This window comes from Enterococcus sp. DIV0724b (assembly GCF_050531475.1).
GTDB classification, from domain to species: Bacteria; Bacillota; Bacilli; order Lactobacillales; family Enterococcaceae; genus Enterococcus_L; species Enterococcus_L haemoperoxidus.
In genome coordinates this window covers 700658-712759 of the sequence record NZ_CP172890.1, presented here as the reverse complement: position 1 = coordinate 712759, position 12102 = coordinate 700658, and the positions used below count along the sequence as shown (strand labels likewise).

The following is a 12102-nucleotide window of genomic DNA, read 5'->3' as shown; positions in this document are numbered from 1 at the left end:
TTAATTTTTATAAATCTGCTAGAATTTTTTTCTAATAGACGGCTCTTTCAGTATTTCTTTTATTCTTGACCACGCGAATTCTGAGTAAAGCGAAACGAGCCGCCTAAATTATAGGTTGGCTCGTAATAAGATACGCAAACTCAAAAGTTATTCACTATTTTCAGTTTCTGAATTATTTACATATTTATCCACAAATTCTTGATGTTGTTCATAGGTCTCAGCGAAATAAACATTTCCAGTGGAGATGTCTGCAACAAAATAAAGATAGTTATTTTGGATTGGATTTAAAACAGCATTAATTGATTGTTCACTAGGACTATCAAAAGGTCCGGGTCCATAACCAGTATTTTTATAAAGATTATACGGCGAATCCACTTCTAAATCTTTATACGTCACTAATTCTTTATGTTCGCCTAATGCGTACAGAATAGAAATATCAGATTGTAATGGCATATTAGCCGCAATTCGATTAAAGAAAACTTGAGAAATCTTCTTGCGGTCTTCTTCCTTCACACCTTCTTTTTCAACCAAGGAAGCAAGTGTTAGTACTTGTTGGATCGTCATGCCTTTAGCGTGTACCATTGGAATAAACGGTTCAATCACACTATTGGTTTTTGCAATCATTTGATCAACAAAATCTTCTAATTTTGCCTCTTTGTAATAATCATATGTTGCAGGGAATAAATACCCTTCAAAGCGGTAACGAACATTACTTGCTTCAGCCGCACTTCCTAGCAACTCTGGGTATTTTTCCTTCATGGAGTCAAAGAATGCTTGATTCTTCATCAACTCAATAAATTGATCCTTTTTAAAATCGGTATTTTTTTCAATTGCATCTCCGATCTTATCAATATCGAAACCTTCTGGTATCGTTACTTTACCATCAGCTAATTGTGTTGGTTCTGCTGTTCCACCTTCTCTTAAAAGTGCTCCGATCTCATCTAGTGTCATATCAGGTGACATTTGATAGTAGCCGGCCTGAAAATCAGTCAGATTTTTAAACTTTGCATAATAATTGAAGACCATTCCGCTTTTGATTACTTTGCTGTCTTCTAGAATATTCGCAATCTTTTTATTAGACGAGTCCTCTGGAATGTGGACTTGTACCAGTTTGGTATCCTTTTTATCTAAAGGCTGTAAACCTGCATTAACGTACTTATAAAAGGTAAAACCAAAAATTGCAATTACCAGTATCAAAACTGAGGCAACAATTAACACGATTCGACTAACGATACGATCTTCTTTCTTTCTAGAGCGTTTATCAGGATCATCTTTTTTATAGCTTTCCATGTTAACAGCATCCAACTGCTCGCTCGGTTGCTTTGTACGATGGTCTGCACTGCGAGAGCCAACTGATTCCATCTCATCTAGCTTTGCTGTTTCATCTTCATTATTAGGCTGAGAACGGTATGTCCGATTATTTTCTGCTTCATTATGCTGTGATATGTTCTGAGCATTGTGTTCAGAAGAAGCTGACTCATCATTCTGAATTTCTTCTCCTCGCAAAGAACGCAACACCTGATCTTTGAATGAAGAATTGGAATGATCTTGATTATTTTGGTTATCTTCTGCCAAAACAAATCCTCCTTACTTTCTTATGTATCTTCTTTAACTTTAACCATTATACATGAAAGCTTTTTAAATTTAAACTTTTTTAGAGAAACGTCACTAACTTGTAAGATTTGTTTTGTTTATCCGTTTAAAATAAATGTGATTGGGTCATAACTCTTCGAGTCATATCCCAATCACATGAAATCCGTATAAATGCGGGAAAAGCGCTGGCTACGCTACGCTTTTTAATGAAGCTGAACACTTATCCCAACCTCATTTATTCAAATTATTCAGCGCTAAGTGCCGCCATCGTAATATAATTATAGGGTTGATTAAAGTGTGGTAAGAAAAAGATGTCGAGTAATTTTAATTTGTCAATCGTCACTTTTTCTTCGATTGCTAATGAGAACATATGGATTCCCATGGAAATATCTTCATAAGAAGCCATCTGCGCTCCGACGATACGGCGGGAATCTTCTTCATAAACAATTCTGATTTTTACTTTATTATTCTCTTTCATGAATCCAGGTTTTTGTAAGTCCTCAAATTCCGTATATTTTATTTTCAATCCTAATTTTTCTGATTCTTGAACGGTAAGTCCTGTAGATACCATATGATAACCAAAAATTGAAATTCCGTTTGAACCTTGAACACCTATTGATTCCAAAGGTGTACCGCCAACGTTATGCGCTGCGACAATTCCTGAGCGAACCGCGTTTGTTGCTAAAGCAATATACGTTGTTTGCTGTACGGCATTTGAGAAAATCGTTGCGCAATCTCCTACCGCGTAAACATCCGGATCGCTTGTTTGTTGGTGCAGATCAACAAGATAAGCACCATTATCAAATAACGTCAAATGCCCTTTGCCTAGGCTGTTATTTGGTCTAAATCCAATTGCATTGATAACTAAGTCTACTCCATATTCACCTTTATCTGTCACGATAGATTCAACTTTTTCAGTGCCTTTGTATTCTTTCGCTAATTCATTGTAATGTAATTCAATCCCATTATCAGCTAAGACTTTATCCATATCATCAGTAAACCATTGATCATAATAATTTGGTAAACATCTTTGTTCTGCATCGAATAATAGAACATTCTTACCACGGCGTTTAGCAGCTTCCGCAATTTCAACACCGATATACCCTGCTCCAATTACCGCAACTGTCTCTACTTCTTCTTTTGCCATAGCAGCATCTACTGTTTGACCATCTTGGAAAAGTTTTAAGAATTCAACATTTTTTAAGTCTCTTCCAGGAATATTTGGATTGATCGGTGCTGATCCTGTAGCTAAAATCAACTTGTCATAACTTTCCGTGAATTCTTCGCCATTATGTTTTTTGCAATGAACGATTTTTTCTGCAAAATCGATACTTTCCGCCGCTGTTTCCATATAAATTTTAGCCCCTTTTGCTTCAAAGGCTTCTTTGTTCGTATAAAATAAATTTTCGTAAGATTCTATTTGACGTCCTACCCACAGCGCTGTCCCGCAACCTAAATAACTAAGGTTCGTATTTCGATCGATCATTACAACTTCTTGATCTGGATAACTATCCAACAATGTGTTTGCTGCAGCGATTCCTGCATGATTAGCACCTACAATAACTGTTTTTGTTTTGCTCATAAGACTCTCCTTCATGTGATTTATTGAACTTAATTATAACGCAAGAAAGGGCTTTCTTTTATCAATTTATCAGTTTTCCATTAAAATATTTGAGAAACTCTCATTTTCTTCATTAAATCACCATAATTATTTTCTTTTTAAATGATAAAGGTTCATTCTATATAGAATCTTAGTTAAAATGAATGTACTGAGCAATGTGAAACATTTTATAAGTATGCATAGAAGAAATTGGATAGTGTAACGAAAGAGTATTATCCATTTGCTTCAATATTAAGCGTTGTAAACTATTATTATTTTGGAGGAATGATTATGAAAAAAAATCAGAATTACTGGATTAAACACCTTAAATTAGTACCACATCCAGAGGGTGGTTATTTTAAGCAAGTATTAAAATCTGAACACTATTTGAACGTAACTTCCGAGAAAGTTCGTCCCTACTATACAAGTATCTATTTTCTATTAACACAGGGGAATCCTTCTCATTTTCATCGTTTAGCTTCTGACGAAGTCTGGTATTACCATTCTGGTTCCGCTTTAAGTATTCATTTGTTACACCCAAATGGTCAGTATGAAAAGATTCAATTAGGAACAGATATAGTAAAAGGAGAGGTCTTACAGGCAGTTGTACCTAAAAATGTGATTTTTGGTTCAAGTGTTGAGGAGAACGGAGAGTTTTCTTTAGTAAGTTGTATGGTTTCTCCTGGATTTGATTATCAAGATTTTGAATTATTTACTAAGCAACAATTGCATACACTCTATCCAGATCACCAGGATATTATTGATCAATTAGCTTACGATCAGCTACCGGAGTGATTAATAGATTAAATGTGGTTTAAATATAGCTGCTCAAGACATGAAAAGACCCCAAAAAATTGTATTTTTAACTTACAATTTTTTGGGGTATCTCACACTATTCTTTTAAAATTATTTCTTCTATCTCTTCAGGAGTGACAGCAATATAATCAGCTCCAGCACTTTCTAACTCTGCTCGATCACCGAATCCGTATAGAACTCCCATACAAGACAGGCCATTTTCTTTTGCACCGACTATATCATGACTACGGTCACCAATCATCAGTGACTCGTTTAAATCGGTGATTTTGGCTGATTTCAGTGCATATCTTATAACATCCGCTTTTTTCGAACGAGCACCATCTAAACTAGCGCCATATATCCCAACAAAATAGCTCTCTAGATCAAAATGAGCCAAAATTTGTTTCGCATAAATTTCTGGTTTAGATGTTGCGATATAAAGGTTACAGCCAGCCTGTTTTAAGGCGGTCAGTACTTCTACGATCCTTTTATATACCTGGTTTTCATACATCCCTTTTGTTTGATAATATTCACGATAATAGCTTACTGCAAGTTCAGTTGAATGGTCAGACAACTGAACTAATTTTTTAAAACTATCGTCTAAAGGTGGGCCAATAAATGAATAAAGCTCTGTTTGATTTAACTCTTCTAAATTCATTTTCTTTAAAGCATAACGTACAGAATTAATGATTCCTTCACCAGAATCTGTAATCGTTCCATCTAAGTCAAATAAAATTGTTTTATATTGCATAAGAGACTCACTTTCATTCTATCTTTCGTGAATATCTCCAGTATTGATAACTGGTTGGGTTCCTTTATCTGTAATGATCGATACTAGAAGATTGTTGATCAACTGAACTTTGCGATCATCAGTAAAGTTGATTTCTTGTCCGTCTTCAATTTGTTCCAGAGCCATTTGTGTCATGGATACCGCACCTTCAACAATGATTTGTCGTGCAGATAAGATTGCTTTGGCTTGTTGTCTTTGTAGCATAGCACTAGCGATTTCTGTCGCATATGCTAAATGGTTTAAGCGTGTTTCAATGACTTCAACTCCAGCAACAGCTAAACGTTCTTGTAATTCTTTTGCCATTTCTTCTGAAACTTCAGTTGTATTTCCACGTAAGGTCAAATCGTCATCATTGAACGTATCATAGGGATATTGTGTCGCAATGTGGCGAATGGCCGTTTCACTTTGGATTTCTATAAAATCTTGATAGCGATCCACATCGAACAAGGCTTTAGCTGTATCGACGACTTTAAATACAACAACTGCAGAAATTTCAACAGGATTTCCATCTGAATCATTTACTTTTAACAACGAGCTATTAAAGTTACGCACTTTTAATGAAACGTTGATTTTTTGAGTTAAAGGTGTTGTCACAAATAAGCCATTCTCTTTGATTGTACCTAAGTATTGCCCAAAAAATAAGATGGCTTTTGCTTGATTTGGACTAACGATTGTTAATGAGCTTAAAAATAAAGCTGAAATTGTCCACAATACTAAACCAATCGTAATCATCCCAAACGTTTCATTTGTAACACCAACATAAAAGCAATATCCTCCAATTACGATTAAGATAATCAATACAACCAACGCAATATACCCATTAACATGAAACGTTTTTTTCTCTTCCAAGATTTCCCCCTACTTTCTTTTTACTTTTAGTACCCCTATAGTACTCCTCTTTGTTCTTTCCATCAATAGTTAGGAAAAGAGAAAAGAGTTGCTTAATTCTTAGTTTAGATGTAAACTTACTTTTAGTAAGTGAATAATATTATTAATCAATTTGGAGGTTTTATATTATGGATACACAAATTCGCGGAATTCATCATGTTACAGCAATGACATCAAGTGCAGAAAAAATCTATCGTTTTTTTACAGATACTTTAGGATTACGTTTGATCAAAAAGACAGTCAATCAAGATGATATCCAAACTTATCACCTATTTTTTGCTGACGATCTTGGATCTGCTGGTACTGATATGACCTTTTTCGATTTTCCTGGGATTCCTAAAGGAAGCAAAGGGACAAATGCTATTTCTCGTACCTCTTTTCGTGTTAAAAACGATGCTTCTTTAGCTTATTGGATTGATCGTTTTAACGAACATAAAATCAATCACGGAGAAATTAAAGAACGTTTTGGCAAAAAATATATCGAATTTGAAGATTTTGACAAACAGCAATATCAATTGATATCAGATGAAAAGAATCAAGGTGTAGCTAGTGGAACTCCCTGGAAAAAAACAGACGTTCCAGCAGAACATGCTTTGATTGGACTAGGTCCAGTCTTTGTCACTGTAGCAGATTTTGAACATATGCAACGAGTTTTAGTTGGAGTGTTAGGCTTTAAGCTAGTCGATGCTGAAGGAAGTTTCCACTTATTTGAAGTAGGTGAAGGTGGTAATGGTGCAAGTATTATTGTTGAACACCGAACTGACCTTCCAGATGCACAAGAAGGTTTTGGAAATGTTCATCATTTAGCCCTTCGCGTAGCAGATCAAGAATCGTTGCGTTTTTGGATTGATAAAATCAATCAACTTCAATTCCCTAACTCTGGTTTTGTTGAACGTTTTTATTTCAAATCTGATTATTTCAGAGCTGCTCCTCATATTTTGTTTGAATTGGCCACTGACGGACCTGGTTTCTTGGAAGATGAAACATATGAAGCTGCAGGAGAAAAATTGTCTTTACCACCATTTTTAGAAGGAAAAAGAAAAGAAATCGAAGAATTTGTTCGTCCTTTTGACACGTCAGATGCAAATAAAGCACGTTCATAATAAAGAAATGGAGACACATATGCTGCATTATCCGACTAAATATCTATCGTCAAAACAAGCCTATAAATTTCTATCTGGCAGTATCATCCCACGCCCAATTGCGTGGGTGACAACGCTGAATCAAGAACACGAAACTGTAAATGCTGCACCGTTCAGCTTTTTTAATGCGGCGGCCTCTGAAATTCCATTAGTCACCTTATCGATACTTAGACGAAATGGAGAAATAAAAGATACTGCTCGAAACATTATAGAAACAAATGAACTCGTGATCCATTTAGTCAATGACCAAGTCGTTGAATCGATGAATCAAACAGCGGCCTCTTTAAAATCAGACCAAAGTGAAATCATCCTCAATAAAATTGAAACAACCGTTAGTAAATCTGTGACTGTTCCTGGAATTAAGGCTGCGCCTATTCGGATGGAAGGGCGACTACATCAATATGTTCCAGTAAAAAATCATGAAGATCAGATCATTACAGATTTATTTATTGTTGAAATAACCGATTTTTATTTTGATGAAGCCATATTTGATCAGAAAAATGAATACATTTTACCTGAAACATTCAATCCGATTGCACGTTTAGCTGGTAATACGTATGCTCATATTCGTGACTTGTTTGATTTAAAAAGACCCGATTAAAAAAACGAGAGGGATTTGTAGTGACCCCCAAAAGTTAGACTTTTTAGGGTCACTACAATTTTCCTTCTCGTTTTTTTGTCATTATATTGTTCGTTCCGGCCGCAAGTCTACAATTGGTACATTTCCGTCCAAAATACCACTAGGACTTTTCAACTTAAATACTTGTAAACGAGGATCAACTTCTAACGTCATCTCTTCATCCAAATATCGTTTAGAGTAATCCTTGATATAAATACCCCCAATATCTGAATCTACTGTCAAATTAAAATCAGATTTATCCTGGAGCTGATCCAGTAACAACAAGCGAAAGCTAGTATCAAGAGAACAAACACCCATTTTAGAATACTTACCCACACCATCATCTAAATCCAAAATAATCACTGCTTTGCTTTCGATATAGGGAGTCAATTTCACTTGAGCTTCGTCGCTAATTTTCAAATACATTAATTCTTCGCCTCTTTCTTACATAATAAATCAACATTCAGTTTACAAATGTTAACGTCCATAAGTAACAGTACCTACCTAGACTATGTTTTTGCCTAGTCTAAACGCGTATAATTTCCAGCAGCAAATTGTTTTGATAATGCCACATAATGCTGGGCATTTTCTTTGTTTTTCCGAATTTCTTCTCTCGTCAAAGGACGAATCACTTTAGCTGGTCGTCCAAAAGCTAAAACATTTGGAGGAATCTCAGTCCCTTCTGTAACTAAAGAACCTGCACCTATCAAACTATTTTTCCCGATTGTTGCATGGTTCAAAACAGTTGAACTCATACCAATCAAAGCTCCATCTTCTACTGTACAACCATGTAGCATACAGTGATGACCAATCGTTACATTTTCGCCGATAATAACAGGTGCATCTTGATCGACATGGATCACTGTGCCATCTTGTACATTACTTCCTGTATTGACGGTGATTGAATTGTTATCGCCTCTAAGCACAGATTGAAACCAAATACTTGTATCTTTAGCCAACACCACATTACCATAAACATCTGCACTTGCTGCAATAAAATATTCTTTTGTCATATTTCTCACCTCTTCTATTGCTTTTAGTATAACAAATTTGGCTAAATTACGTAGTGAATAGACTTCTTTATTCCTATAAAAAAGGAAAGACAACCTCAATCGGTGTCTTTCCTTTTTATTATTCGTAGTCGCCATCTTCAGCAAACTGGCTATTATATAGTTTTTCATAAAAACCGCCTTGTTCTAATAGCTCGTTATGCGTTCCTTTTTCAATGATTTCACCTTGGTTCATTACAAGGATCAAGTCTGCTTCACGAATTGTTGATAAACGGTGAGCGATCACAAAACTCGTGCGCCCTTCCATAACTCGTTCCATTGCTTTTTGAATCAACGCTTCTAAACGGGTGTCGACGGAACTTGTTGCTTCATCTAAAATCAAAATTCTAGGATCAGAAATCACGGCTCTGGCAATCGTCAATAATTGTTTTTGGCCAAGAGAAACGTTGTCTCCTTCTGAACTGATTTCCATCTCATAACCATCAGGCATAGTGCGGATAAAATGATCAACATTGGCAGTCTTCGCTGCATCAACTACTTCATAATCGGTCGCATCTAATTTACCAAAACGGATATTGTCCGCAATTGTTCCTTCGTATAGCCAAGCATCTTGCAAGACCATTCCAAAGACTGAACGTACATCACTTCGATCCATTTTTTTCGTATCGATCCCATCGATTTTGATTGCCCCATCTGTAACATCATAAAAACGCATCAATAAATTAATCAATGTTGTTTTTCCTGCTCCAGTTGGTCCAACAATTGCGACCGTTTGGCCTGCTTTTACTTCAAAGTTCAAGTTTCTGATCAATGGTTTTGCAGGATCATAACTAAAGCTGACATTATCAAACTGAACAGACCCTTGAACATTTTCGGGTAACGGAATATCATGTTCATTTAATTCTTCTTCTGGTTCATCTAAAATTTCAAACACACGAGTAGTCGCAGCTGAAGCACTTTGCAATGCCGCTGATAATTGTGTGATATTTCCCATCGGCTGACTAATCTGCCAAATGTATTGAATAAATGCTTGCAATTGCCCAACCACGATAGCACCTGTAATCACATAGTAACTACCTAAAACTGCCATACCAATATACGTTCCATAAGCAGTCATTTGGACAAGTGGTAACATCAATCCTGAAATAAATGTTGCTTTAAAACCAAAGCTATTTAAGTTATGGTTGACCTTTTTAAATCCTTGTAACGTTTCTGATTCACGGCCATATAGTTTTAAAACACTAAAACCAGTCATATTTTCTTGCACGTAACCATTTAGATTTCCAAGAGCATTTTGCATTCCTTGGAAGTATTTTTGTGAAATACCAACGATTGTTTTTGAAATAAATAATGATAAAGGAATCATGATGATCGAAATCAGAGCCATCAGCCAATTGATATAAAACATCATCACAACAGCCATTACAATTCCTAAGATAGCTGAAACGATATTGATAAAACTTTGCTGCATCGCATTACTCACGGCATCCACATCATTGGTCACGCGAGATAGAATGTTTCCTTGTTGATTTTTATCAAAATAAGAAACGGGTAGACGATTGATTTTTTCATCAATATCTCGACGTAAATCACGCATTGAATGTTGAACGACTGCTGCCATTAAATATCCTGATAAAAATTGTGCTGCACAGTACCCGATTCCAACAATCAAAATCCAAATCAGGCATTGAATAATATAAGCGTAATTCAAGCCATCACCTGCTGCAACATTCTTACTGATCTCTGTGATCGGTAAACCTGAAACATACGGCATCGCCGCATTAAAAGCCACCGTTAAAACAGTAAAGATGATTACTAAGACAAAGGTTCCTTTATAAGGGTTGATATATCTGCCTAAACGTCTAATAGAAGAGAGTGCGTTTTTCATGCTAATTCCTCCTCTGACAGTTGAGAAGCGGCAATATCATAATAGATAGGGCAATTCTCAAGTAATTCACGATGGGTACCGATACCAACGACATCCCCTTCATTTAAAACCACGATTTTATCTGCATGCATGATCGTCCCTACACGTTGTGCTACGATCAGAACAGTTGATTCTGTTGTTTCCTTTTTCAAGCGAGCTCTTAAATTTGCATCAGTTTGATAATCCAATGCTGAGAAGCTATCATCAAATATATAAACTTCAGGACGTCGAATCACAGCTCTAGCAATCGCTAAACGTTGTTTTTGTCCGCCGGAAAAGTTTGTTCCCCCTTCTGAAAGAAGTTCATCATATCCATCAGGCTTTTGTGAAATAAACTCGGTTGCTTGCGCAATATCAGCAGCTAATTCCATTTCTTCGATTGTTGCATCTTCTTTACCATATCGCATATTCTCTGCGATCGTTCCTGTAAATAGCAACGCTTTTTGTGGGATATACCCGATTTTATTACGCAGTGCACTTAATTTATAATCACGAACATCGATTCCATCAAGTAATACTTCACCTTCTGAAACATCATAAAAACGTGGTATCAGTTGGATCAACGTAGATTTCCCACTCCCAGTACTACCGATAAATGCAACGGTTTCCCCAGGAGATGCTGTAAAGCTAACGTTACGAATCACTGGACTTTCTGAATGTCCAGGGTAAGCAAATGTAACATTTTTAAATTCTAAATAGCCTTTTGTCTTCGTTTCTGTGATACCTGCTTCATTTTCACGAATCACAGGTTCCATATCGAAGGCCTCTTGAATTCGGCGAGCAGAAACAGCTGCACGAGGATACATCATAAAGACACTAGCAAATAACATAAATGAGAATAGTGCATGGAAAATATATTCAATAAACGCAATCAAGTCACCAACAAGTAAGCTCCCTTGATCGATTTGAAGTGCACCATTCCAAATAATCAACACCATCACGATATTAAAAAGAAAGAAAAAGCCTGGTTGTGCTGCCGCCATCAAGCGGAAAAGGCTCTTAGAGCTTTTAGTATAGTCTTCATTGACTTTGCTAAAACGACTTTCTTCAAACTTTTCATTTACAAAAGCGCGAATTACTCGCAAACCAGAAAGGTTTTCTCTCAAAATCCCGTTGATTCCATCTAAGTTTTTTTGCTGTTTATTGGATAATGGTTCAGATACTTTAGCGATCAATACCACAGCTGCTAAAAGAAACGGTAGTGCCCCTAAAACAAACCAGCCTAAAGAAGGACTTGTTCGCATGACCATATATAAACTGACAAAAAACATCATCGGTGTCATAAAGCCTATCCGTAAAATATTCCCCATAAACAACATGATTTGATAGGCATCATTTGTTGTTCTTGTAATCAGTGAAGATACACCAATTGTTTCATATTCACGATGGGAGAAAGTCTGTACCTTTTCAAATAGATCATCTCGAATATCACGTACAATATTTGTTGTCATTCTTGCACCAAAGTACCCTAACATGATATTCATCGCTACGCCAATAACCGTGATTACAATCATCAACAGTCCTTGCTGTTTTACATAATCGTAATCATTGTTTTTGATCCCAACATCGATCATTCGTGCTAAAATCGTGGGTAAACCTAGTTCTATCAATATAAATCCAAAAACACAAATGAAATCTAAAAACAATAATTTCTTATATCTCATCGTGTAACGCCACATCAATTTCAATCAATCATCTCCTATTCCAATTTTTGACCCAGTACTTTCACTATAGCATA

11 protein-coding genes are annotated in these 12102 nt (G+C 36.0%); 3 read left to right on the top strand and 8 right to left on the bottom strand.

What is annotated here, in order from left to right:
* Positions 1–147 precede the first annotated feature (147 nt).
* Both mltG and nox read right to left on the bottom strand, forming a co-directional pair.
* A complete protein-coding gene (gene mltG, locus IGJ02_RS03305) occupies positions 148–1290 on the bottom strand; it encodes an endolytic transglycosylase MltG (RefSeq protein WP_430604064.1) in 1143 nt (380 codons plus the stop codon).
* Positions 1291–1837: 547 nt separating this feature from the next.
* The gene (gene nox / locus IGJ02_RS03300) at positions 1838–3175 is read right to left on the bottom strand and encodes a H2O-forming NADH oxidase (protein WP_430603288.1); all 1338 of its coding nucleotides are present in this window, start codon (positions 3173–3175) and stop codon (positions 1838–1840) included.
* A 309-nt stretch (positions 3176–3484) separates the two neighbouring features.
* On the opposite strand from nox, the gene IGJ02_RS03295 reads away from it, so the two are divergent.
* The gene (locus IGJ02_RS03295) at positions 3485–3988 is read left to right on the top strand and encodes a cupin domain-containing protein (RefSeq protein ID WP_010760386.1); all 504 of its coding nucleotides are present in this window, start codon (positions 3485–3487) and stop codon (positions 3986–3988) included.
* A gap of 97 nt (positions 3989–4085) precedes the next feature.
* Here the strand turns inward: IGJ02_RS03295 and IGJ02_RS03290 are convergent, their stop codons facing one another.
* Positions 4086–4739, bottom strand: a complete 654-nt coding sequence (locus tag IGJ02_RS03290; RefSeq protein WP_430603286.1) for an HAD family hydrolase — start codon at positions 4737–4739, stop codon at positions 4086–4088.
* An 18-nt stretch (positions 4740–4757) separates the two neighbouring features.
* A complete protein-coding gene (locus IGJ02_RS03285; protein ID WP_430603285.1) occupies positions 4758–5627 on the bottom strand; it encodes an SPFH domain-containing protein in 870 nt (289 codons plus the stop codon).
* Positions 5628–5794: 167 nt separating this feature from the next.
* On the opposite strand from IGJ02_RS03285, the gene IGJ02_RS03280 reads away from it, so the two are divergent.
* Entirely contained in the window at positions 5795–6769 is a 975-nt protein-coding gene (locus IGJ02_RS03280; protein ID WP_430603283.1) for a ring-cleaving dioxygenase, read from the top strand.
* Between the two features lie 19 nt (positions 6770–6788).
* Complete coding sequence (locus IGJ02_RS03275) at positions 6789–7409, top strand: flavin reductase family protein (protein ID WP_430603282.1); 621 nt, start codon at positions 6789–6791, stop codon at positions 7407–7409.
* 81 nt (positions 7410–7490) lie between these two features.
* Here IGJ02_RS03275 and IGJ02_RS03270 read toward each other — a convergent pair whose 3' ends face one another.
* The 4 genes from IGJ02_RS03270 to IGJ02_RS03255 all read right to left on the bottom strand — a co-directional run bounded on the left by IGJ02_RS03270 (position 7491) and on the right by IGJ02_RS03255 (position 12052).
* Complete coding sequence (locus IGJ02_RS03270) at positions 7491–7853, bottom strand: iron-sulfur cluster biosynthesis family protein (protein ID WP_010760381.1); 363 nt, start codon at positions 7851–7853, stop codon at positions 7491–7493.
* Positions 7854–7948: 95 nt separating this feature from the next.
* Complete coding sequence (locus tag IGJ02_RS03265; RefSeq protein WP_034683507.1) at positions 7949–8440, bottom strand: gamma carbonic anhydrase family protein; 492 nt, start codon at positions 8438–8440, stop codon at positions 7949–7951.
* Between the two features lie 118 nt (positions 8441–8558).
* Positions 8559–10325 (bottom strand): multidrug efflux ABC transporter subunit EfrB, encoded by a 1767-nt coding sequence (gene efrB, locus IGJ02_RS03260; protein ID WP_430603280.1) that lies wholly within the window; start codon positions 10323–10325, stop codon positions 8559–8561.
* Positions 10322–12052: an ABC transporter ATP-binding protein gene (locus tag IGJ02_RS03255; protein ID WP_010760378.1), complete on the bottom strand. Its 1731-nt coding sequence runs from the start codon at positions 12050–12052 to the stop codon at positions 10322–10324. The genes efrB and IGJ02_RS03255 overlap by 4 nt, the downstream gene beginning before the upstream one ends.
* Positions 12053–12102: the final 50 nt, after the last annotated feature.